Here is a 23,507-nt window from a genome sequence, read left to right as displayed (position 1 = left end):
TTATACTTATAAAATACAATTACTTAATCAATTAAAAATTACAATTATTATTAAGAAATTAGGAAAAATTACAGATAAAAATTTAAATAAAATTTACAAGAAACAAATAAAAAACAGCTAAATTTGTAATTTCAATTTTTTATATAATATTTTTTGTTGATGGATTATCGTTATTTATTGGCCTTCATTATAAATTTCTAAGTTTTCTAATTCTTTAGAAACTGAGTGTTTTTTATTTTCACCTCTTTTTTGTTCTAATAATGATAGGTAGTTATCATCAACCCCTTCAGTAACATATATTCCATCAAAAACAGAACACTCTAAATGATGAATATTTGGATTTTGCTCCGTGATTGAATCAATTAAATCGGATAAATCTTGAAAAATAAGCTTATCAGCACCAATATCTTTCGCTATTTCATCAACTGTTTTATGGTAGGCAATAAGTTCTCTTGCAACAGCCATATCAATACCATAAACATTAGGATGCCTAATTTCTGGTGCAGCAGAAGCTAAATAAACTTTTTTAGCACCAACTGAGCGCACCATCTCAAGAATTTCTTTTGAGGTTGTTCCTCTCACAATGGAATCATCAACTAATAATACGTTTTTCCCCTCAAACTCAATACGGTTTGCATTAAGCTTTCTTCTTACTGATAATTTACGGGCTGTTTGCCCTGGCATGATAAATGTGCGGCCAACATATCGATTTTTAACAAAACCTTGTCGGTAAGGTTTATCCAAAATACGAGCAATTTCAAGAGCTGCATCACATGATGTCTCGGGAATAGGAATGACAACATCAATGTCAATGTCCTTCCACTCTCTCGCTATTTTTTTCCCCAGCTTTTGTCCCATTAAAATGCGTGATTGATAAACCGATACACCATTCATCAAAGAATCTGGTCTTGCAAAATAAACATATTCAAAAATGCATGGGTAATATTGAGGATTATCAGAACATTGCTGAGAATATAATTGGCCATCTTGGGTAATATAAATTGCTTCTCCTGGCTGGACATCACGCATAAATTCAAAATCAAGAATATCTAATGCAACACTTTCTGATGCAACCATATATTCAATTTGTTGGTTCTCAAGTATCCGTTTACCAATAACTAAAGGCCTAATCCCGTAAGGATCACGAAAAGCGACAAGACCATGGCCAATAATCATCGCAACACAAGCATAAGCACCTTTAATTATATTATGCACATTATGTATTGCGGTAAAAATGTTATCTGCGGTAAGAGGATAAGTTGGGAATTTGTCGAGCTCACTAGCAAAAATATTGAGTAAAACCTCGGAATCAGAATTCGTATTAATATGCCTTCTTGCTAATTCAAATACTTTATTACGTAACTTGTCTGTATTTGTTAAATTACCGTTATGTGCAAGCGCAATGCCATAAGGCGAATTAACATAAAAAGGTTGTGCTTCTGATGGACTGGAGCTACCAGCAGTAGGATAACGAACATGCCCTATGCCCAAATTACCTTGCAACCGCTGCATATGATGTTCTTGAAATACATCTTTAACCAAACCATTCGCTTTGCGTAAACGAAATCGATTTTGATTATCAATAGTAACAATACCTGCAGCATCTTGCCCCCTATGTTGTAACACAGTCAATGCATCATAAATAGATTGATTAACAGTAGTACACCCTACAATACCAACAACACCACACATACTATGATTACCTCAAATTTATTGAACTAGAAACGAAGATGACTGTTGTATAAAATCAAAAAACCAACGGATAATAAAATGGAAATGAGGGATAAGTTGTGATTGGGTCCAATACACCGATCGTGATAACGGCGTAAAAGTATCAACAAAAAAGAGAACAGCAGCTACAACTAAAATTCCTCGTAGCACACCAAAACAAATACCCAATACACGATCAGTGCCAGATAACCCCGTTTTTTGGACTAATTGACCAATAATATACGACACAATTGAACAGACCAACAATGTAGCGATAAATAGAATAACAATTGCCACTGCAATGCGGATAACATCGCTATCAAAATAAGTTAAATAATCGGTAATATAGATATAAAATCGGCTAGAAATAAAAAAAGCTAAAATCCAGCTAATGAGTGATAATGCTTCTCGCACAAACCCTCGCACTATACTAATTAATGCTGAAAAAGCAATCACACCAATAATCGTAAAATCAACCCAGTTCATCATCATAATAACTCACAACTTTATATTGTTAATGTTTATTTTAATTATTGTTTACAACACAAAAAGCAAAACAATGATTAATTAGCAACGATAATACCTTTTAATTTTGTTAGGTTATGTAAATTAATAATCACTTGCTCGGCTTGTTCTTTTTTAGCATAAGGACCAACCTGTAATTTAATCAACTGGTTAGGTTCAGGTTTTTGAGGAACTGTTCTAACGCTATAATTATTTAATCTTAATAGTGCAACTAATTCTTCTATTTTTTGCCTATTTTTTAATGCTGTAAGCTGAATCATATAAGGTTTAGACTCTTGCTGTATCTGTTGCGACATAGAACGATTAGTTTGCATTGTGGAGACATCAGCATTATCAAGACTATCTGATGAATCATCTGAACTTGGATTCTGCTCAGAATCAGGTATGTAAGGAATATCTGGAATATTATTCGTAAAACTATCATCAACACCGTTAGTTGATGTTACAACCTTTTGATGATTAATAGCTTCTGATTGTAAAATAGGCGTTGTTGATGTTTGTAAGTTGGATTTATCCGTTATTATCCATGGAGCAAATACTGCGATAATGAGTAACAATGTAGCGAAACCGACAAACCGATTTCTTACTCTATTTTGATTTTTAGGATTAATTTGCTGATTGTTCGTCATGATTAATTTCGCTTAATGCTCAATTTCAGCTAACACATCAGATACTGTATGAAATGAGCCACATACTACAATAATATCATCTTTTTTTGCATCATGTATTGCCTTTTGATAAGCCTTAAAAACCGTATCAAATGTTGATACATTAAGCTCGCCTTTATTCAATAAATGTTGTTTTAACACCTCGGCTTTACACCCCCGCTCACCATAAAGCGAAGCACAATACCATTTATCGCCTTTTAAAATAGATAAAGTGCTTTTAATATCTTTATCTTTAAGCATACCAACAACAAATCTAACTTTACCGATGTTCAAATATTCTGCTTTTAGTTTTTCTAATTGTTGTGTTAAATAAGCTGCTGCATGTGGATTATGCGCTACATCAAGAATCACAAGTGGTGATCGTTGAATAATTTGAAAACGCCCTGTCAAATTGGCATTTGCCAATCCTTTAGTTATTTGGTCTTGTGTTACTTCAAGCGATGAAAAAGTTAAGGCGGCAATTGCAGTTGCAGCATTAGCTAAAGGAACATTAGCAATAGGTAGATGTTTATACTGTTTTATTGGCGATTCAAACGTCCATAAACTTTCGTTTATTGGTTGATAACACCAATCACAACCCACAGCATAGATAGGACAATGGACTGATTTAGCTACTTCTAAAATAGATGTAGGTATTTCCGGTTCACCCACAATAGCGATACTTTTAGATTTAAAAATACCTGCTTTTTCACGTCCTATACTTTCACGGGTATCACCTAAATAATCAACATGATCGATACCAATTGTTGTAACTATTGCCACATCAGCATCAACTATATTGGTTGCATCGAGCCGTCCACCAAGTCCCACTTCTAATATAACAACATCTAATTTTGCTTTTTTAAATTGATAAAGCGCAGCAAGCGTTGCATATTCAAAGTAAGTAAGTGATATATCACCTCTGGCTTTTTCTATTTCGACAAAGGCTTTTACGGTTTCTTGCTCAATTGATTCTTGATTATTAATACGCACACGTTCAGTAAAACGTAATAAATGAGGAGAACTATAAACACCGACTTGCAAAGTTTTTTCAAGTAATATCATTTCAAGTGTGCGACAAGTTGTACCTTTGCCATTGGTACCTGCAACGGTAAAAACATAGGGCGCTGGTTGTAATAAATCAAGGCGCTGAGCAACCGTCTTTACTCGTTCTAAACCTAAATCGATAGTTGTAGGATGTAATTGCTCTAAATAACAAAGCCATGCGTTTAAATTAGACATGGCATCTGGTTGTTGTTTTTGCATGCTCAATTAAACTGTCTCGTTAAAGATAACATCATTAAACGGATCGGTTAGTTTCATTAATTTTGCTATTAAACTGGCAATTTTAGGTCGCATATCTTTGCGATGAATGATCATATCAATTGCGCCTTTTTCAAGTAAAAACTCACTGCGCTGAAATCCTTCTGGTAATGTTTCACGCACAGTTTGTTGAATCACTCGAGGCCCTGCAAAACCAATTAACGCTTTAGGTTCAGCAATATTGATATCACCTAGCATTGCTAAACTTGCTGATACGCCACCCATGGTAGGATCGGTCATTACTGAAATATAAGGCAAACCTTCATCTTGCATTTTAGCAAGAATAGCGCTGGTTTTTGCCATTTGCATTAACGAAAATAGCGCTTCTTGCATTCGCGCACCGCCACTTGTTGAAAAACAAATTAACGGACACTTATCTGCAATGGCTTGTTCAGCAGCACGCGTAAATAATGCACCAACAACAGAAGACATTGACCCACCAATGAACGCAAATTCAAAACAAGCGACAACGACAGGAATACCAAACAATGTGCCTTTCATTACAACCATTGCTTCTTTTTCATGGGTCTCTTTTTGTGCAGCTGTTAAGCGATCTTTATACTTTTTAGTATCTTTAAATTTTAAGATATCTTTAGGCAGAAGATCGGAGCCAATTTCGACATCTGAACCTTCGTCTAAAAAACGGTACAAACGCACACGGGCAGGAATATGCATATGATGGTCGCATTTTGGGCAGACTTCTAAGTTAAGATCAAGTTCAGCCTGATAAATAACTTGTTCACAGTTGCTACATTTTGTCCAAACCCCACCGGGAATATTCGCCTTTTTATGATCTGACGATATATTATTTTTACTAAGAATTTTTTCAATCCAGCTCATTATGATTCTCGCATTCTGGCACTCTTTATAAATTTGGGGGCTATTGTACAATACTTTATTCTAATTCTTAATAGTTGTTTTTATTTTTATCTTATTTTGTAAATAAATTTTGTGAGAAAACATGGCATAAAAATAGAACAGTTAATACTAAAAATATCATTTACGTTTTAAAATATAATTAATATGACCTTAAAAAATTATTGGTATATAATTGGTAAAAATTTATTTTCCATTTTTTGAAATAAGGGGTTATAGATGGACAAGGAAAAATCAACTGCACCATCGTTTCAAGACGTACTAGAATACATTCGTTTATCGCGTCGTTTAAATAAATTAAAACGCGAAATTTCGGATAACGAAAAAAAGATTCGTGACAACCAAAAACGCGTGTTACTACTTGAAAACTTAAGTGAATATATTAAGCCCGATATGACTTATGAAGAACTTCAAGCGATTATTGCTAATATGAAAAGCGATTATGATGATCGTGTTGATGATTATATTATTAAAAATGCTGAAATTTCGAAAGAACGTCGCGAAATTAGCAAAAAAATGCGTAGTTATCGCTCTAACTAAAATACTATTTTATAAATAGCGTCTTTTTTATTATTGACGCTATTTTAGTGATAAATCACCCTCCTGCTAATTTAACTTTAAATCCTTTATCTTCCAGCAATGACTTTAATAAATCACGTTTATCACCTTGAATTTCAATAATGCCATCTTTAATTGAACCACCGCAACCACAACGTTTTTTTAATTCTGCAGCTAACTGTATTAATTGAGCATCATCGATATCAAACCCAGTAATAACACAAACACCTTTTCCTTTACGGCCTGATGTTTGTCGTTGAATTCGAATAATGCCATCCCCTTTAGGACGAGAGATGACAGTTTCAGCAGGTTTAATTCGACCTTTATCGGTTGAATATACAAGTTGATTACTAGACATAATGTGACTCACTCTTACTTGCATCAAGTGTTGCTAAAATTGTTTGTAGCGCTTTGGCTGGATCTTCTGCTTGGGTAATTGGGCGTCCAATAACTAAATAATCAGAACCTGCCGCTTGAGCTCGTTGAGGTGTCATAATACGACGTTGATCATCTGGATTAGTACCTGCAGGTCTAATACCTGGTGTTACCAATTTAAAATCAGCCCCCAAACGTGTTCTAAAACTTTGTACTTCTTTTGCTGAACATACCACGCCATCAAGCCCACAGTTTTTAGCAAGTATTGCTAATCGAGTCGCTTGCTCTAAAGGCGATACATTGATGCCAATTTCTTGAAGATCTGTTGATTCCATACTGGTTAATACTGTCACAGCAATCAAAATTGGCGCATCTTTACCATATGAATAAAGCGCATCTTTAGCAGCACTCATCATACGCGAACCACCACTAGCATGTACATTAGTCATCCAAACACCAAGATCGGCAGTTACTACAATTGCTTTTGCAACAGTATTTGGAATATCATGAAATTTAAGATCTAAAAAAACATCAAACCCTTTTTTCATAATCTGCTTGATAAAATCAGGTCCGGCATGTGTAAAAAGCTCTTTACCGATCTTAAGACGGCAATCGTTAGGATCCACTCGATCAATAAAATTCCATGCTGATTTAACGTCCGCAAAATCAACTGCAACGATAATTGGTGATAACATAACTCATTTATTCCTTTTAATAAAAAATTTAGCTGTTTTTTCTAATAAATTCATTTAAATCTGCATAAAAAATGCGAGCACTTTCTTTATAGCCTTGTAGGGTCTGATGTACGAGATCTGGACGAGCTAGTCCTCGTTGACGCCACTGTTTAATGACAAACTTACCGCCCATCGCCACTTGCCAGTCCCAAAGTAAGGTTTTTTCAGATTTGGCAACTTGCTTTTGAATATTTATTATTTTAATAAAAGACTGAGGCATATCTGTTTCATTCGCCATTGTGTCTGGTGGTGTCATTATTAATATTGCCGCATTAGGTAATGTTTTACGAATCAGCCTAATATTATTCACTAAATTCTTTCGATATTGATTCACATCTAGTGTTTCATCAAAGCTTTCATTTGTCCCGTATTCAAGAATAACTAAATCACTTTTTGATACACCCAGCTCTTTAAACCAATTTTGCCCCCACTTTTGCCAAATTGTTTGCTTAGCACCATTAGTAGCAATCGATGAAACAATAACCCCAGATTGTTGATTGTGAGTTAACCAAATTCCACCAAGTTCAATATCTTTTTGAGCCTTTATAACTAAAGGTAAATTAGATACAACTGTTGTAGTTTGCCAAATATTTGGTTTAGGCATATAACTTGAACTAAGTTTATTATTATTTGCATCATAAAGTGTTAGTAAGTTTGAATTGTTTTTAAGCGTCTTAAAGGTTAGCCTAACTTGCCAAGTTTGGTTATTTAATTCGCGAGGTACAATTTGGATAGTAGATGAATCTTTATTAGGCTTAGCTATAAAACCACCCATAGGAAAATCTAAATTACTTAACGTGCGGCTACTTAATACCTCCCAACTATTAGATTTCCATGTCACTGCAGTATGGTTTTGCCCTTTTATAGCAACAGGCGTTATCCAACCAATACCTGCGTTACCATACTTTTGTTGCATTAATGCTCTAAATTCACCCGTAAAAAAGTCGGCTGCTGAATGCGAATCACCAAATTGAGTAATATTAACCACTTGATTAGCTTTTTTGTTATTCGCTAACAATTTTAAACGTTTGGCAAATTGTTTAGCATTAGGATCACCAAAATCAACGATAGCAGATACGCTAGAAGTTTTGCTTTCAGCAATACTACATCCAACAGTAATAGTTATTGCAATTACTGCTGTAATATATTTTAAAAATTTAATCACTATGGGGATCCTCTAATTCTTTATAAATTATTTTTTCCATAATGGTTTTTGCCAGAATTTTTTGGCCTGTTGGAGTAAAATGAATCCCATCATCAACCCTTACTTTAATTTTTGTTTTACCGGTTTCGATAAAATCACTGAATTTTTCGTACGTACAACCTAATAATTCATTTGTTGTTAAAAAGTGTTGTTGAACTTTTTCTATTTCAGACTTATATAAGTTATTTAAGTAAACCATACCCTCGTTTAATTTTGCTTTGCGCATACAGGGGGCGGCAAGCCAAAGCACTTGAACATTATGTTCTATAGCACTATTTAAGATAGATTCAATACGCAAACGGTACTGCTCTTCCCACAATTCAGATTTGAATTTAGCATATTTTGCATACCCTTTAACAGGAAAATCCCAAGGGTCATTAGCACCAAGAAAAACAATAAGTAATTTAATAGAAGGATCAGCAATTAGATTGTCATTAATTGTTTTTGACCAATCAAAAGCACCTGGATAAGCAAGTCCAGTGCTTTGTTTGCTCAAATTAAGGCTTTCTATTTTATACTGCTTAAACAGCATTTTTTTAACATATGGTGCAACGCCTTGCATTAAAGAATCACCGGCAAAAAATACTTTATCGTTACTCGTTAATACAATAGGTAGTGGTTCATGAGGTAACTCAATATCTACTTGCATAGTTTTAGGTTCACCTCGTAATACAAGCTCAGGAGTAGGTTTGTTTTGCTCAATGATGTCTAAATGTGTTTTTAAATTTGTGTCTAATTTACCATTTGCAATACTGTCTTGTTGTTCACTTTTTAAGTTTATTTCTGTTTCTGGGTTTACTTTTCGTATCGCTTCAATTTCATTACGTTGTTGTACATTTTGAAACTGAGGAGCGTTTAAGTTTGATCCTTCATTTTCAATGATAGGCAACACAGCATCAACTTGTTGAAAATTTAACTCATCATTGTTACTTTTTTCAAGCACTTGAGTGGATGTTTCTTGTACGAAAAACGTATTACTATCAAATAAATGAATATGATATGCTTGCTGGCAATAAATCAATATAGATTTGTAATAAAGCGCCATTAGTGCTATTGCAGTAATAAACAAGGTTATCCATATATAACAGATAGATAAATGTTTAATAACAAGGGCTGAATGAGGACTTGTCTTTTTATTTTTTTGAGGTTCTTTTTTAAGCGTAATTTTATTCCGCGATTTATGACGTTGTCTTTTCAAATTCGATTTTGTTTTTTTGTTATTTTTTGAAAACGATTTTTTATATATCATCATAATTAAAAATTAGCGTAAATAAAGTTTGGCATACCTGATGGTGCAATATAAATAACCATCCATAAAATACAGATAAAAACAAAAGGCAAAAAAATGTGAGGTATTCTGGTTAGTTGTATAATAAACCATTGAGTGAAATTTTTACACATTGGATAGGAAAAATAGATAAAACAAATAACGAGAAAATCCCCTGCATAAAGAGGTTGTATTGAAAAGTTATGCACTAATGCGGTTAAATATTCCAAGGCATCAGGCAAACTTTCGCAATAAAAAAAGAGCCATGTAAAACAAACATAATGCCATGTTAGCAATCGTGCCACCGTTGGCGAACGTCGTGTTATCCAATCTTTACCTAAATAACGGTCGCCGATATTAAGTACCACGATACCAATACCATGAAATGCACCCCAAATAATAAAATTAATACCTGCACCATGCCATAATCCAGATAATAACATGGCAAGCATGACATTAATTTGCGTTTGAACAAGCCCTCGACGATTTCCACCAAGAGGAATATAAATATAGTCACGAATCCAACGTGATAAGCTAATATGCCAGCGCCCCCAAAAATCTCTTAAATTCAACGCTAAATATGGCAAATTGAAATTAATTGGCAAACGAAACCCTAGCAATAAAGCAATACCTGTAACTAAATCAGTATAGCCAGAAAAATTCAAATAAATTTGCATTGCATAACCATAAAGCCCAACAAGCAAATCAATCACACTAAATTCTAATGGATTAGCAAAAATTGGTTTAACCCAATGTTCGCTAATTAAACCACCTACACAGTAAACCTTAATAACAGCAAAAATAAGCAATGTAAATGCACGAAAAGGCTCCAAAATTTCGCGAGGTTGGGCAACATTGATTTGTGGTAAAAAGTCTTTAGCACGGTTAATCGGACCTGCAATAATACTCGGGAAAAACGACAAAAATAAAGCAAAATCCCAAAATTTAGCAACCGGGAACTCTTTCTTCTTTACCGAAACTAAATAACTTACAGAATGGAAAGTATAAAATGAGATGCCAATAGGGATTAATAAAGTGATAGCGGGCAATAAAATAGGAAAATTTAATAAATTAAACAGATATTGCAGCTCATAACGAAAAAAATCAAAATATTTAAATAACGCAAGGTTAATAATTGATACGCATAATCCTAAAACAAGCCATCGTTTTGCATGACATTTCGATGCCGCAATCAACAACGAAAACAAATAAATCACACAAGTATAAATAAAAAGGATAAGCGCAAATTGCCAGCTATAACTACCAACAATAAGGTAACTTGATACTAAAAGCAGTCCATTTTGGATTTTAGGCGATAAACGGCACCCCCAATACAGGGCAAAAAAAGCGATAAAAAGCAAACCAAATTCAATAGATAAATAACTCACGGTCACCCTTTTTTACTTAAAACGTACGCCTGAAAATAAAAACACTCCTTATATCACTTAATTTTTGCTTAATCAACTAATTCGGATTGAGCAAGAACATTACAAATAATAAGTTCTTTATTCAATCCAGTAATTGTTAACAATTGGTTTCTTGCTTGCAACCATAAATTATAAAGCTCAGAAAGCTTCTCATTACTATTAGTTGCGAGTAATCGGACTAATGGCACTTGATCACGATTAACAATAAAACGCCCAACTTTTTGCTTCGCTTTAAGCGCATCACTTAATAATGCACAAAACCAAATAATACGTTCACTAAAATCTTCGTTATCAAAGATTTTAGCCAACTGCCAATAATTATTTTGCGGTACAACTTCTAATAAATGGTTGCAAAACTCTTTTCGTTGTTGCCACTTTTCTGGCATTAATAGTGTAGCTGCTTTTAGTGGCGCATTTTCGCTCAATAATAATGCCGAGGCAAGTTCATTATCGCTGTATTGTTGGCTGTATTGTTTTTTTAACCATTCAATAGATTGTTCCAATTTAGGAACAGACAAAAAATAAGAAAAACATCGGCTATGGATCGTTGGTAATAAGTGGCTGTTATGATCGTCACTTAAAATAAAATACGTATTTTGGGGTGGCTCTTCTAACGTTTTAAGTAGTGCATTGGCGGCAGCTTCGGTCATTAAAGCGGCATGTTTTATCCAAAGGACTTTATTACCGCCTTGTTGGGATTTTTCGTAAACTTTGCTGGATATATTACGGATTTGATCAATACCTATTGACCGCTTACCTTGTTCATTGGTTATTACATAATAATCGGGATGATGGTGAGACAAAAACAATTGGCAACTATGACATTTTAAGCACGGTTCTAATTGCTGTGAATTTTGGCATAATAAACGGCTTGCAAGTTTTGAAACAAATTCGTCTTCACCACTACCTTGAACATAATTAATTAGCAAAGCATGATGAGCACGCTTATGTATAATTCCTGATGCTAATTGCTGATAAGGTAACGAAAGCCAAGGATAGTCATTTAAAATCATTGAATATTAAACCTGTTTTGTTAGCCATTTTGTTAAAATTTGTTCAATTTGTTTAGTCACATCGTCAATTGATTTTCCAGCATCAATAGTTATAATGGTTCTGTCTTGTTTGGCAATTTCTAAATAGCATTGACGAACTCGTTCAAAAAATGGCAATGATTGTTGCTCAATGCGATCTAGTTCACCACGCGTTCTTGCACGCATCAAACCAATTTCAGGATCGATATCCAAATATAAAGTAAGATCAGGTTTAAAGTTACCCAATACTTGTTCTTTTAATGTTACCATAAAGGTTTTATCCAACTGACGCCCACCGCCTTGATAAGCCTGTGTTGATAAATCATGACGATCACCAATAACCCACTTACCGGCTTTAAGTGCTGGTTTTATAACATTATCAATCAGTTGAATACGCGCAGCATATAGCATTAACAATTCGGCTTTATCTGTCAAAGGCTCGTTGTCTAAACCATTTTTAATTATATGACGTAATGCTTCAGCAATAGGTGTTCCACCCGGCTCTCGGGTAAATTGCAAATCGTCAATATTGTGTTGATTCAAAATGCGTGCAACGGTGTTAATAGCTGTTGTTTTACCAGCACCTTCAAGCCCTTCGATGACAATAAATTTGCCTGTCATGCTTAGTTCCTATTATTTGTTATGATACTTTTAAATATAACCAACACAGGGGAGCGTTTCCCGCTAAATTGCGTTATTGTACACTAATTTTTATTTTTTGGGATTACTACCCTAAATTTATCAATGCGTTATTCTTTATCTGTCGATTCTAACTTACCTGTAACACTCATTTTCGATTGCTCAATAAGTTGTTTTAATGTTTTATTATCGTTCTCATATTCACTAACAACAATTGGAACAAACTCAACTAATGCCGTAGAGGGATCGATATCAAACATGTCAATATCCGAAGTAAATTGACGCTTAATAAATGAGTAAATAGCTAAAATTGGGCGATTAATAAAATTAATATCTACATTACGTAATGTTCGCTCAACAATTACATATAAACTATCACCTCGACGATCTTTAACAGAAGAATAACGTGAAGATAAGTTAACTAAATTCTGCTGTTCTGTACGTGTCGCAATGAGTTGAGCATACTGTTCAACATGCATATCTACTTTGAAACCGATATTCAAATCAATACGAAAAACCTTATATGGAACTAACACTTCAATTTCATATTCGAATTGATATGGCTCATCCATACGGTTGATCGATATAAACCAATAAGTATCTGCTCGTTTTGGTTTTCGTTCAAATAGTGAGTAAGTTATTTTACTTTCAACCGCATGAGCGCTTTGTGCACGTGTTAAATAAAATAGATGCGTCGCTATTTTTTCAATACTTTTATCATGACTGACAGCAATAATTTTAGCCAAATAATCATCATCTAGTTTATCAAATGAGTTATGTTCACGCTTTAAATTTCTCCCGGTTATCCACGAATACATAATAATAAAAATAAAACCAGCTATAAGAATTGAGGCAAAACCACCATGAAAGAATTTTTGAATATTTGCGATAAAGAATCCACTTTCAATCGACATAAAAAAGAGGGTTAACGGGATACTATACCAAAGTGGCTTATTGTTCTTCATAAAATAGAAAAACAATAAAACTGTCGTCATCAACATACTCAAAGTAATTGCTAGGCCATAAGCTGCTTCTAAATTAGTTGATGAACAAAAACCAAGTACCATCGCAATACAAAGTGCACACAAAATATAGTTAATTGAACGAATATAAACTTGTCCTTTAATTAAGGTAGGATATTGAACGTGAACATATGGCCAAAGATCTAATGACATCGCCTCGCTAATGATAGTAAATGAGCCACTAATTAATGCCTGACATGCAATAAAGGCAGCACAAGTTGACATAATAATACCAATTAATCTAAACCACTCAGGCATTATCATGAAAAATGGATTGATATCAGCATTAATTAAATGAGGATTATAAATAACCCAGGCTGCTTGACCTAAATAATTAATAATTAAACAAAATTTTACATATCCCCATGAAATACGAATATTTTTAAGCCCACAATGTCCTAAATCAGAATAGAGCGCTTCAGCACCCGTAGTACACATAAAAATAGCACCCAAAATAACTAAAGCATCTGGTGCTTCAATAATAAATCTAATAGCATAAACAGGATTAAAAGCAACTAAAACATCACAATGGGGTAATAATCGATATAGCCCTAATAGACAAAGAATGGTAAACCAAATTGTCATACTCACACCAAAGTATCTTCCCAATGCGCCAGTCCCTAAAGGCTGAATAACAAACAAGGTAAGAATCAAAAACACCGTGATCGGGATAATAGGTATATGAGGATAAATAACATTTAACCCTTCAATAGCCGTAATAATAGTAATTGCTGGAGTAATGGCGCTATCTGCAAGTAACGCCGCCGCACCAATAATAGCAATAACAAATGTCCATTTATAACGCCGACGAATTAAAGCATATAAAGATAAAATTCCTCCTTCGCCTTTGTTATCTGCACGCAATGTAATGATGACATATTTCAAAGTGGTTTGAATAGTTAATGTCCAAATCACACACGACACTGCTCCCAAAATATAGAATGGATTAGCCCACTGATTATCAGGTAATCCATGAATAATAGACTTTAAGACGTAGAGAGGAGAAGTACCAATATCACCATATACAATGCCGATAGCACTGATAATACCGACAATTCCAACTGGAATTTTATGATTTGAGTTGTTCATTTTAGTATGACTTAAAATTATTCTCAATAAGGCTCAGAATGATACTGCTAATCAAAATAATATACATAAGTTTTTTTGACAATTTACATTTAATTATCAATTACAGTAAAATTAGCAAAATTGCTCCAAACTTTTCTTTTTCATTCTATTTAATAGCAATTGTTCATGAATAAATTAAAATCGTCAAAATATATTTATATGGTATAAATCTTTTAAAATTCTAATAAAATACCTTACTCGATATTAAACTTCATTTTTATTTGATTATCTATTTTATTACTTATTGCCTATGTATGGCCTCATTAAAATATGACGCATTTTTTGCATAGCATTGCAATATTAAAAGGCTATATTATGACCCAATTTAAACTGACGACATAGAATAGATTAATGCTTATAATAATCCAGTGCACAATAAGCCCACCAAACAATAACTAACATAAAATGTAATACAACCTAGAGAAATTTATGAATCAACAAAATAACAATAATCACCTTGATGCTATTCAAACCGATGTAAAGCGTCCCTGTATAATTGCTATTATGCACAAATTAGTTCCTTTTTCCATGATTTGGGTAAGTTTAATTTTAATGTATGGTGTAGTATGTATGCACACAAATACCCTTGGGCAAGATGAGTTTTACCGTTTTATCTTCTTTTTACGTAGTCCTGTTATTGTGGTGCTTAATTGTATTGCATTGTTGGTTAGCGTTTTCCATACGATAAATTGGTTTAGGTTAATCTATAAAATGATTCCTAGTGCAATGTTTAATAAAAAATCTAACAGATTATTACTGACTGTAGGGTTATGGACAGTTATGCTAGCTGTATCGATTTTTTTATTTTTACTTGTATTGAAATAAGTGGTATTGCATCAATGAAAAATGAACAAATTCAAACAAAAAACACAGATGGAAAAGTAATAAAAAGTTTATTTACACTTGGAGGAACATGGGCTGCTATGTTTTCACCTATTGTGCTAATCATTATGACGCTTATGATTTCCTTTGGTGATGTAGCAACGCGATCTTATATTATAAAAATAGCCAATACAGAAATAGGCAAAGTCTTTTTATTTTTAATGATTTCGTTACCTATCTGGTGTGGGTTACAGCAAATTCTAACTCTTTTGCATAAATATAAAATCTATCCCAAACACGAAAAGTTACTCACGTTTGGATTAGCATTAGCATGGACATTACATGCTGTTTATATATTATTTATTCGAATGTAACGGATGTTATTTAGTTGTAAATAAGGGGAGAAATACAAAAAACATTAGCAATCAAATAACGTTTTTTGTATTTCTAAAGACTAATAATAAGTCAGTTCTCGAGTCACAGCTGTTTGTTTATCACCTTGATTATTTTTATTTTTTATTGCCGTAAGCCATTCATTCTTTTCATTAAAAGTTAAAAATTTAGTGACATAATGAGCCGCTTCTTTACCTGCTGATAAATAAGAAGACTCAATGGTTGTTAACCGATGATTATCATCATAATGATACGAAAAATCACTCTCGTTTTTCATATTATTACTAAATTGATACAACACGTTAGCTAACTGTTGATCTCGATATGCAAAGGTATAACTTGAAGTTCCTTTTTGATCTGTACCTGTGTATTTACCGTTCTCATCAATCTCTTTTAGTTGCCATTGTACATTTTTATTAATGAGGCAGTGGTTATCGTCATACACATAGTTATCCCTTTCAATAAAAACAAAATCGACAGCTTTTTTAGTTTGGAGTGAAAAGACAATTTTACCTTGTTCATCAGTATTGAATTGGATAATGCTATTGGTTTTGTCTTCTACATCTTCAATGATATTTTCCCAACCCGATTTATTTTTTTGTAAATGTTCAGAATAAACTAGGATGCCTTTATCTGAATAAAGGTCATAATAGCTTTGCGTAATAAGACCATTGGAATCATATTCTAATGAGTGCTTAACTGTCGTACTATTTGCATCACTACCCAATTGAGTCGTTGAAGTTCTAATATCTTGCTTGATTCCTTTTGCAGGCGAATCAATATAATCCAAAATTTGAAAAATATAGTTATTTGCTTCAACTGTATTTTGAGCTGGGTTTTCGCTACAAGTTAACGCTATCGCATTTATCGACATCAGTGATAAACAAGGTGTTAATAAAAAAGGTAATATTCGTTTTTGCATAATTGACCTGCTAAATAGATTAACATATTGATTTAAATATTTATTTTTTACGCATTAACAGCGCATCGCCCCAATTAACCTTTTTGTCTGGCTCCTTACTTTGCTGTTGATGTTGTTGTGTATCATCGTTATGAGCAAATTTTGCTGTAGTTTCTACTTTTTCAGCTGTTTCAACCTTTTCCTGATGTATCAAGATTTTACTTTGCTTACGAGGTCGTCTATCTAAAAATGAAAGTAACGCCTTGGTGTATTCTTCTTCTGGAGAGTAGAAAACCTTTTCACGCGTACCTTGCTCAATAATTCGGCCATCTTTCATTACAACTACTTGATGACACATTGCATAAACTAATGCTAAATCATGACTAATAAACAAATAACTAAGCTGGTACTTTTCTTGCAATGACTTAAGCAAATGAATAATCTGTTTTTGAATAGTATGATCTAAAGATGAAGTCGGCTCATCTAAAATCAATAACTCTGGTTGTAAAATTAAAGCTCGGGCAATGGCTATACGCTGACGCTGACCACCCGAAAATTCAGTAGGATGACGATAACGCATTTCAGGATCAAGACCAACTTCTTGCATAATATCAATTAAGGCCTTTTCACGCTCATCTTTGCTTAGTTTTTTGTGTGTCATTAATCCTTCACAAATAATCTGCTCGACATTAAAGCGTGGGTTAAGTGATGAGAACGGATCTTGGAACACAACTTGAATGCGGCTACGAAACGGTAATAGTTTTTTGCCAGTTAGGTTTTGTATAGAATGGCTATCAAATACAATATTACCTTGTGATTTAATCAAGCGTAAAATGGCTAGTGCAACAGTCGTTTTTCCCGATCCTGATTCACCAACAATCCCAACGGTTTCACCTTGATGCACAGTAAAACCAATATTATTAACTATTTGTTTTTTTTGACTACTAAATAAACGCTTTTTGGCAATAACTTCAACACTCAGATGATTTACATTAAGCAGTATTCCAGGAGTATCAGGCAAAGGGGCCGGATCACCATTTGGCTGTGAATTTAATAGTGTTTGCGTATATTTATGTTCTGGACGTAAAAAGATGCGCTGCTTATTATTATATTCAACAATTTCGCCTTTTTGCATAACAGCTACTTTATCGGCCAGCTTTTTAACAATGCTAAGATTATGCGAAATAAATAGCATGCTCATATTCAGTTCGTTCTTTAACTCTTTTAATAACTGAATAATTTGTGCCTGCACTGACACATCTAAAGCAGTGGTGGGTTCGTCTGCTATCAATAATTTTGGATGGGTTAAAATTGCCATAGCAATCATAACTCGCTGCCTTTCGCCACCTGATAGCTGGTGCGGATAAGCCGATAATTTACTTTTTGGCTCTTTAATTCCCACACGATCAAGATATTGCAAAATCTCGCAACGCGCATCATTGTGACGCATACCACGATGTAATGCTAATACTTCATAAAGTTGTTTTTCAACCGTATGTAGAGGGTTTAATGACACCATTGGTTCTTGAAAGATCATGCTAATTTGATTGCCGCGTACTTTACGAAGCACTTTGTCTGGTGCATGCAATAAAGAGGCTTCTTCAAACAAAATATCGCCAGTGGGGTAAACCACTTGCTCTTTACCTAACAAACGTAAGATAGACAGCGCGGTAACACTCTTTCCAGAGCCTGATTCACCAACAAGAGCCAATGTTTCTTGCTCATGAATATCAAAACTAACATGATCCACGATGGAGGATGTAGTTTGCGTACCACGTCTAAAAGCAACACTTAAATCCTGAACGGATAATAAAGGAGAACTCATCGATACGCTCCTTTGTTTGGATCGAATGCATCCCTTACTGCTTCACCAATAAAAATAAGTAAAGAAAGTAACGTAGCTATAATTAAAAATGAACTAATACCAAGCCAAGGGGCTTGTAAATTATTTTTACCTTGCAGCAATAATCGACCAAGCGATGGTGAATCAATCGGTAAGCCAAAACCTAAAAAATCCAACGAGGTTATCGTTGTAATAGCTCCGCAGAGGATAAACGGTAAAAAAGTTAATGTTGCCACTATCGCATTAGGTAAGATGTGTCTAAACATGATGTTACTATCACTAACCCCCATTGCTTTAGCTGCGCGAATATAGTCAAAATTGCGAGTCCGTAAAAACTCGGTACGCACAACGTTGGCGAGCCCGATCCAACCAAATAAAACAGTAATACCTAACAACCACCAAAAATTAAGTGGCAAAACACTGGCTAATAAAATAATCACAAATAAATTCGGTAAACCACACCAAATTTCAATAAATCGCTGCCCTATTAGATCTACTGCTCCGCCATAATAACCTTGGATTGCCCCGATGATGACACCAATAAATGAAGTAAACAATGTCAAAAAAATAGCAAAAAACATTGAAATACGAAAACCATATAATATATTAGCCAGTACATCGAAACCCGTATCGGTTGTACCTAACCAATGCGATGCTGAAGGCGGAGTCGGGAAAGTATTCTGCGTATCATAGATTAGCGTACTATAACTGTAGCGAAACGGCGGCCATAAAATCCAACCATTGGCTTCTATTTTATTTTGTATAGTAGGGTCAAGATAATTGGTTTGTGTTTCTAATTGCCCACCAAACTCTGTTTCTGGATAAAAATGAAAAATTGGTGAATAGTAATTATCCTGATATTTAATAAAAATGGGCCTATCGTTAACAATAAAATCAGCAAATAAGCTAATCACAAAAAAGATCGAAAATAACCAAAGTGAATAATAGCCACGGCGATTATGCTTAAATCGTTGCCAGCGTTGTTGATTAAAAGAATAATGTGTGGTCATCAGTTTCGAGCCTCAAAGTCAATGCGTGGGTCTATCATCATGTAAGATAAATCAGATAGCAGTTTTGTGATGAGTCCAACTAACGTAAAAATATAGAGCGTCCCAAAAATCACAGGGTAATCACGTTGAATAATTGCCTCATAGCCCAATAAACCAAGCCCATTAAGCGAAAAGATGATTTCAATTAGTAATGAACCGGTAAATAAAATACCGATAAAAGCAGCAGGAAAGCCCGATACAATCAGTAACGTTGCATTGCGAAAAACATGCTTATACATAATTTGTCTTTCGCTCAACCCCTTCGCTCGCGCAGTAATTACATACTGCTTGCGGATTTCATCTAAAAACGAGTTCTTTGTCAACATTGTCAAGGAAGCAAAACCGCTAATCGACATAGCAATAGTCGGTAAGCACATGTGCCATGCGTAGTCTTTTACTTTGCCCCAAAAGTCAAGTTGATCAAAATTATTCGAAATAAGACCGCGAAGAGGAAAAACATCCCAATAACTACCACCAGCGAACAACACAATCAACAATACAGCCAACAAAAAAGGAGGAATGGCATAGCCAATAATAATTAAGGTACTTGACCAAAAATCAAACGCTGAACCATCTTTCACCGCTTTGCGAATACCTAAAGGAATTGAGATCAGATAGACAATTAACGTACTCCATAATCCCAATGAAATTGAAACAGGTAAACTTTTGGCAATCAATCCTAATACCGATTCACTTTTAAAAAAACTGTTACCAAAATCAAATAATATGTATTTTTTTAGTGTTTCGATATAACGTTCAAATATTGGTTTATCAAAGCCGTATTGTTTTTCAATCATCGCGATAACTTGTGGATCAAGCCCTCGAGATCCACGATAGTTTGACTCATTTTTATACTGTTGTACTGATGTAGATGAACTATCGCTCCCCGGCAATAGCCCTTGCCCTGCTTGCGGCCCATTTTCAATCATAGCAAGCGCCTGATCAACCGGTCCACCTGGTGCCACTTGCACAATAAAAAAGTTGATTGTTAAAATCACAAATAATGTTGGAATAATCAGTAACAATCGACGAATAAAATAATTTAGCATATTAATGTTCCCGATTTTTAGGCAGGTTAGCTGCTTTGTCTGCATCATACCACCAACTATCAATCCCTATCGAATAAGTTGGCTGTATAGCTGGTTGCCCAAATTTGTTCCAGTATGCATAGTACGATTTGCTATTATACCACATAGGAATCATTGGATATTCTTGCGTTAAAATCCGATCCAGCGCACGCCCTAATGGGACAAGTGCTTCTTGATTATCCACATTTTTAATAATTTCAGCGATAATACTATCGATAGCCGTATTATGTAAACCTGAAGCGTTCCATGACGAGTTAAGATACTCACTGCCCCAAAACATTGACAAACTAGAATTTGGATAATTTACAGCATAATAATTACGTGCAACCATATCATAATCACGCTCACGAACACGACGTAAATGTTGTGCTGAATCTAATAAGGTGATTTTCATGGTAATCCCTAAACGGGCTAAATTCTGTTGAAATGGAACCGCATATTTAATATCGTTACCAAGATAACTGATCAACTCAAATTCAAACGGTTGTTGCGTTTTAACATTAATCAACTTACCGTCTTTAATCACCCATCCGGCTTGTTTTAATAATTCAGCAGCTTTTAATAAATTATCACGATTAAAGCCCTTACCATCACTTTTGGGAATAGAATAAGCATTCTTAAAAACGGCTTCTGGAATAATATGTTTATAAGGATTTAACCACTTCAATTCTTGCTCTGTTGGCTTACCCTTTGCCGCATAAATAGTGTTTTCAAAAAAACTATAAGGTCTTTTGTAACTATCATAATAAAAGGCATGATTTAACCATTCAAAATCAAATGCTAGTGTGATAGCTTTTCGCACTTTAATATCTTTGAATAGCTCTTTTTGTAAATTAAATGCAAGCCACTTAGTATCGGTTGCTGTTTTAACCGGTTTTTCTTGTTTAATAATATGGTTAGCATCAAAATATTTACCTTGATATTGAGTAAACCAATTTTTAGGTTGATCTTCATCGCGTAAATCATATTCGCCCGCTTTAAAGGCTTCTAACGAAACACTATTATCCATATAGTAATCAATACGCTTTTCATCAAAATTATCTAAGCCTTTATTAATTGGCAAATCGCGCGCCCAATAATTGGGATTACGTCGATACACAACATATTGCCCCATTTTATAATCACTAATATAGTAAGGACCACTACCAACTGGCGGTGTGCTTAATGGCTCTGAAAAATCATGATTTTGCCAAAAATGTTTAGGGATAACTCGCATACTACCAACAAATGAAAGGAGCTTTTCACGATCTGACTCGGGAATATCAACCCTCACATGGTAATCATCTATCGCTTTAACCATAACACCTTTATTATAAACACGATATTGAGGCACCCCTTCGGTCATAAATTTATCAAAAGTAAACACAACATCGTGTGCCGTAATGGGTTTGTCATCTTGAAAACGGGCATTAGGATTAATCGCCACTTCTGCCCAGCGATATTGATTAGAATAGGTAATTGACGTCGCAATAAGTGGATAAAAACTGGTAATATCATCCTCAGTATTAGTAAAAAGACTATCATATAGCTCCCCAGAATTACGTTCAGGTGCACCACGGCTAGCAAAGCGATTCAAATTATCAAAAGAGCCAATTTCGGCCAGTTTAATCACACCACCTTTTGGCGCATTAGGATTGACATAATCAAGATGTTGAAAATCATCTGGATACTTAGGGTGACCGGAAAGTGAATAGATAGTCTTATGATAAATTTCCTCATGTATTGGGTGTGGACCAACAATATCAATTTGCTTAGTTTCAGGTAATTGAGTTAGGGGATTAACACCCACTTCGACCTCGGTTTGAGACTCTGTCTGAAGAAGCATTGGCTGTTCTTCATCAGCAAAAACAGGTGCAGAACAAATGACCATACTGCTTAAGCAGCTCAAGATAAATAATACTGTTATAAGTTGTTTAATTCGACTATTCATCCCAATTCCATTCCTGCTCTATTTAACAATAGCATAATGATGTAACTTCTTATTGATTATTAAAAAATCAGTCATTCAAGGCAAGCCTCAACTAAGTTGCCTATTTTGCCAAACTTCAACTAAATGAGCAAAACCTAATTAATAAGACGAAGATAAAATAAGATTGCTGGCTAAAACACGCATTTCATAAAAAACCAAACAACACTACGCATTGTTAACCAAACTTAAAATATTACTTATTGCCGTTTTTGCTTGATGACTGTTTTTCCAACAAGTTGAACCTGTTAATAACGCACCTTTATTAAGGATTTCATCTAAACTAACATTACGCAATTTATCGAAAGAATCGAAGTTCATCTCTTCAAGTCTTTCAATAATTTTGGCACCCACAAATTTAAGCTCCATCAATTGCTGTCGTTCTGTTTCTGTAAAGGCCATATTATTCTCCTTACATTATATTGAATATAATTTTAAACTGATGCATTTAGCTTTTTCCACTTTCTGATTTTTGCTCTAAACGATTTAAAAGGCGCCACAGAATTGATATGGATAAATCGAGCAACAGTCCAAGATTCAGGATAAGGTTTAGTCCAATTACGGCTATCTTTTATAAACAAAGTGTCTTCGTTCAAAGATTGAATCCAATCATTCCAAATGGTGATTTGCTGATTAAATGCTTGAATTAATGCCTGTAATGATAGGTATTGATATGTTTTATAAAATTGTTGATACAAATTACCCAATTGATTCCATTTGTATCCAGAAGCCGGTAATTCAGGTGTTTTACCAGCAAGTTCATCATCATCCCAAGATTTCACCAAATTAAGCCAACCGAGTTGATAAGCAATCATTTGTGCAGGAGTACGATCAACGCCCTCTACCAAAGAGTCTTTTTGTGATTCAGATAAAACTATAAACTCATCAATAAATAGCTTGGCCGTTTTGTTTATTTCATCTAATAACTGCTGTTTAGTTGCATAAGCCATGTCACCTACTTCTTATGAGATCATTCATA

The 23,507-nt window shown here is 34.3% G+C and carries 22 protein-coding genes and 1 pseudogene; 3 read left to right on the top strand and 20 right to left on the bottom strand.

What is annotated here, in order from left to right; all coding sequences use genetic code 11:
* Positions 1–174: 174 nt before the first annotated feature.
* From purF to accD, 5 genes are all read right to left on the bottom strand, one after another.
* On the bottom strand, positions 175–1,692 hold the full coding sequence (purF, locus tag GA0061081_RS06685; RefSeq protein WP_091348618.1) for an amidophosphoribosyltransferase: 1,518 nt from the start codon (positions 1,690–1,692) through the stop codon (positions 175–177).
* Between the two features lie 18 nt (positions 1,693–1,710).
* Entirely contained in the window at positions 1,711–2,196 is a 486-nt protein-coding gene (locus GA0061081_RS06680; protein WP_091348777.1) for a CvpA family protein, read from the bottom strand.
* A gap of 77 nt (positions 2,197–2,273) precedes the next feature.
* Positions 2,274–2,864 carry an SPOR domain-containing protein gene (locus tag GA0061081_RS06675; RefSeq protein WP_091348614.1) on the bottom strand — a complete coding sequence of 197 codons (591 nt, stop codon included), beginning with the start codon at positions 2,862–2,864 and terminating at the stop codon, positions 2,274–2,276.
* Positions 2,865–2,876: 12 nt separating this feature from the next.
* Positions 2,877–4,148 (bottom strand): bifunctional tetrahydrofolate synthase/dihydrofolate synthase, encoded by a 1,272-nt coding sequence (gene folC, locus GA0061081_RS06670; RefSeq protein WP_091348610.1) that lies wholly within the window; start codon positions 4,146–4,148, stop codon positions 2,877–2,879.
* A gap of 6 nt (positions 4,149–4,154) precedes the next feature.
* A complete protein-coding gene (gene accD, locus GA0061081_RS06665; protein WP_091348607.1) occupies positions 4,155–5,045 on the bottom strand; it encodes an acetyl-CoA carboxylase, carboxyltransferase subunit beta in 891 nt (296 codons plus the stop codon).
* Between the two features lie 255 nt (positions 5,046–5,300).
* On the opposite strand from accD, the gene tmaR reads away from it, so the two are divergent.
* Complete coding sequence (tmaR, locus tag GA0061081_RS06660; protein WP_034910282.1) at positions 5,301–5,621, top strand: PTS system regulator TmaR; 321 nt, start codon at positions 5,301–5,303, stop codon at positions 5,619–5,621.
* Positions 5,622–5,676: 55 nt separating this feature from the next.
* Here the strand turns inward: tmaR and yciH are convergent, their stop codons facing one another.
* The 8 genes from yciH to GA0061081_RS06620 form a co-directional block, all read right to left on the bottom strand.
* Positions 5,677–5,997 carry a stress response translation initiation inhibitor YciH gene (gene yciH, locus GA0061081_RS06655; protein WP_091348603.1) on the bottom strand — a complete coding sequence of 107 codons (321 nt, stop codon included), beginning with the start codon at positions 5,995–5,997 and terminating at the stop codon, positions 5,677–5,679.
* Complete coding sequence (gene pyrF, locus GA0061081_RS06650) at positions 5,990–6,709, bottom strand: orotidine-5'-phosphate decarboxylase (protein ID WP_091348599.1); 720 nt, start codon at positions 6,707–6,709, stop codon at positions 5,990–5,992. The genes yciH and pyrF overlap by 8 nt, the downstream gene beginning before the upstream one ends.
* Before the next feature lie 28 nt (positions 6,710–6,737).
* Positions 6,738–7,913: an SGNH/GDSL hydrolase family protein gene (locus tag GA0061081_RS06645; protein WP_167349323.1), complete on the bottom strand. Its 1,176-nt coding sequence runs from the start codon at positions 7,911–7,913 to the stop codon at positions 6,738–6,740.
* Positions 7,906–9,021, bottom strand: coding sequence for an SGNH/GDSL hydrolase family protein (locus GA0061081_RS06640; RefSeq protein ID WP_167349322.1), 1,116 nt, complete (start codon positions 9,019–9,021; stop codon positions 7,906–7,908). The genes GA0061081_RS06645 and GA0061081_RS06640 overlap by 8 nt, the downstream gene beginning before the upstream one ends.
* Positions 9,022–9,206: 185 nt before the next feature.
* Complete coding sequence (locus GA0061081_RS06635; RefSeq protein WP_091348773.1) at positions 9,207–10,607, bottom strand: MBOAT family O-acyltransferase; 1,401 nt, start codon at positions 10,605–10,607, stop codon at positions 9,207–9,209.
* Positions 10,608–10,675: 68 nt separating this feature from the next.
* Positions 10,676–11,659: a DNA polymerase III subunit delta' gene (holB, locus tag GA0061081_RS06630; protein WP_091348589.1), complete on the bottom strand. Its 984-nt coding sequence runs from the start codon at positions 11,657–11,659 to the stop codon at positions 10,676–10,678.
* 6 nt (positions 11,660–11,665) lie between these two features.
* On the bottom strand, positions 11,666–12,298 hold the full coding sequence (gene tmk / locus GA0061081_RS06625; RefSeq protein WP_091348586.1) for a dTMP kinase: 633 nt from the start codon (positions 12,296–12,298) through the stop codon (positions 11,666–11,668).
* 128 nt (positions 12,299–12,426) lie between these two features.
* The gene (locus GA0061081_RS06620) at positions 12,427–14,427 is read right to left on the bottom strand and encodes a KUP/HAK/KT family potassium transporter (protein ID WP_091348582.1); all 2,001 of its coding nucleotides are present in this window, start codon (positions 14,425–14,427) and stop codon (positions 12,427–12,429) included.
* A 468-nt stretch (positions 14,428–14,895) separates the two neighbouring features.
* Here GA0061081_RS06620 and GA0061081_RS06615 point away from each other — a divergent pair, with 468 nt between their 5' ends.
* Both GA0061081_RS06615 and frdD read left to right on the top strand, forming a co-directional pair.
* Complete coding sequence (locus tag GA0061081_RS06615) at positions 14,896–15,291, top strand: succinate dehydrogenase/fumarate reductase transmembrane subunit (protein WP_091348578.1); 396 nt, start codon at positions 14,896–14,898, stop codon at positions 15,289–15,291.
* A 14-nt stretch (positions 15,292–15,305) separates the two neighbouring features.
* Positions 15,306–15,662 (top strand): fumarate reductase subunit FrdD, encoded by a 357-nt coding sequence (gene frdD, locus GA0061081_RS06610; RefSeq protein WP_167349321.1) that lies wholly within the window; start codon positions 15,306–15,308, stop codon positions 15,660–15,662.
* Between the two features lie 80 nt (positions 15,663–15,742).
* Here frdD and GA0061081_RS06605 read toward each other — a convergent pair whose 3' ends face one another.
* The 7 genes and pseudogenes from GA0061081_RS06605 to GA0061081_RS06575 form a co-directional block, all read right to left on the bottom strand.
* Positions 15,743–16,603, bottom strand: coding sequence for a hypothetical protein (locus tag GA0061081_RS06605; RefSeq protein WP_091348572.1), 861 nt, complete (start codon positions 16,601–16,603; stop codon positions 15,743–15,745).
* 229 nt (positions 16,604–16,832) lie between these two features.
* Positions 16,833–18,407: pseudogene (yejF, locus tag GA0061081_RS06600) on the bottom strand (microcin C ABC transporter ATP-binding protein YejF); the annotation flags it as partial.
* A complete protein-coding gene (locus GA0061081_RS06595; RefSeq protein WP_091348566.1) occupies positions 18,404–19,435 on the bottom strand; it encodes an ABC transporter permease in 1,032 nt (343 codons plus the stop codon). The gene GA0061081_RS06595 and the pseudogene yejF, both read right to left, overlap by 4 nt.
* The gene (locus tag GA0061081_RS06590) at positions 19,435–20,523 is read right to left on the bottom strand and encodes a microcin C ABC transporter permease YejB (protein WP_091348563.1); all 1,089 of its coding nucleotides are present in this window, start codon (positions 20,521–20,523) and stop codon (positions 19,435–19,437) included. The genes GA0061081_RS06595 and GA0061081_RS06590 overlap by 1 nt, the downstream gene beginning before the upstream one ends.
* Before the next feature lies 1 nt (position 20,524).
* Positions 20,525–22,492 carry an extracellular solute-binding protein gene (locus GA0061081_RS06585; protein ID WP_209435382.1) on the bottom strand — a complete coding sequence of 656 codons (1,968 nt, stop codon included), beginning with the start codon at positions 22,490–22,492 and terminating at the stop codon, positions 20,525–20,527.
* Positions 22,493–22,696: 204 nt separating this feature from the next.
* A complete protein-coding gene (locus GA0061081_RS06580; protein ID WP_091348561.1) occupies positions 22,697–22,930 on the bottom strand; it encodes a Pathogenicity locus in 234 nt (77 codons plus the stop codon).
* Positions 22,931–22,962: 32 nt separating this feature from the next.
* Positions 22,963–23,478: a ClbS/DfsB family four-helix bundle protein gene (locus GA0061081_RS06575; protein WP_091348559.1), complete on the bottom strand. Its 516-nt coding sequence runs from the start codon at positions 23,476–23,478 to the stop codon at positions 22,963–22,965.
* Positions 23,479–23,507: the final 29 nt, after the last annotated feature.

The sequence above is a fragment of the Gilliamella bombicola genome (assembly GCF_900094945.1).
GTDB lineage: Bacteria > Pseudomonadota > Gammaproteobacteria > Enterobacterales > Orbaceae > Gilliamella > Gilliamella bombicola.
This window is presented reverse-complemented; position numbering and strand designations above follow the sequence as displayed.

Coding starts and splice junctions, on each gene's coding strand:
- purF (WP_091348618.1), bottom strand. CDS start 1,692: ATGTGTGGTGTTGTTGGTATTGTAGGGTGTACTACTGTTAATCAATCT.
- GA0061081_RS06680 (WP_091348777.1), bottom strand. CDS start 2,196: ATGAACTGGGTTGATTTTACGATTATTGGTGTGATTGCTTTTTCAGCA.
- GA0061081_RS06675 (WP_091348614.1), bottom strand. CDS start 2,864: ATGACGAACAATCAGCAAATTAATCCTAAAAATCAAAATAGAGTAAGA.
- folC (WP_091348610.1), bottom strand. CDS start 4,148: ATGCAAAAACAACAACCAGATGCCATGTCTAATTTAAACGCATGGCTT.
- accD (WP_091348607.1), bottom strand. CDS start 5,045: ATGAGCTGGATTGAAAAAATTCTTAGTAAAAATAATATATCGTCAGAT.
- tmaR (WP_034910282.1), top strand. CDS start 5,301: ATGGACAAGGAAAAATCAACTGCACCATCGTTTCAAGACGTACTAGAA.
- yciH (WP_091348603.1), bottom strand. CDS start 5,997: ATGTCTAGTAATCAACTTGTATATTCAACCGATAAAGGTCGAATTAAA.
- pyrF (WP_091348599.1), bottom strand. CDS start 6,709: ATGTTATCACCAATTATCGTTGCAGTTGATTTTGCGGACGTTAAATCA.
- holB (WP_091348589.1), bottom strand. CDS start 11,659: ATGATTTTAAATGACTATCCTTGGCTTTCGTTACCTTATCAGCAATTA.
- tmk (WP_091348586.1), bottom strand. CDS start 12,298: ATGACAGGCAAATTTATTGTCATCGAAGGGCTTGAAGGTGCTGGTAAA.
- GA0061081_RS06620 (WP_091348582.1), bottom strand. CDS start 14,427: ATGAACAACTCAAATCATAAAATTCCAGTTGGAATTGTCGGTATTATC.
- GA0061081_RS06615 (WP_091348578.1), top strand. CDS start 14,896: ATGAATCAACAAAATAACAATAATCACCTTGATGCTATTCAAACCGAT.
- frdD (WP_167349321.1), top strand. CDS start 15,306: ATGAAAAATGAACAAATTCAAACAAAAAACACAGATGGAAAAGTAATA.
- GA0061081_RS06605 (WP_091348572.1), bottom strand. CDS start 16,603: ATGCAAAAACGAATATTACCTTTTTTATTAACACCTTGTTTATCACTG.
- GA0061081_RS06595 (WP_091348566.1), bottom strand. CDS start 19,435: ATGACCACACATTATTCTTTTAATCAACAACGCTGGCAACGATTTAAG.
- GA0061081_RS06590 (WP_091348563.1), bottom strand. CDS start 20,523: ATGCTAAATTATTTTATTCGTCGATTGTTACTGATTATTCCAACATTA.
- GA0061081_RS06585 (WP_209435382.1), bottom strand. CDS start 22,492: ATGAATAGTCGAATTAAACAACTTATAACAGTATTATTTATCTTGAGC.
- GA0061081_RS06580 (WP_091348561.1), bottom strand. CDS start 22,930: ATGGCCTTTACAGAAACAGAACGACAGCAATTGATGGAGCTTAAATTT.
- GA0061081_RS06575 (WP_091348559.1), bottom strand. CDS start 23,478: ATGGCTTATGCAACTAAACAGCAGTTATTAGATGAAATAAACAAAACG.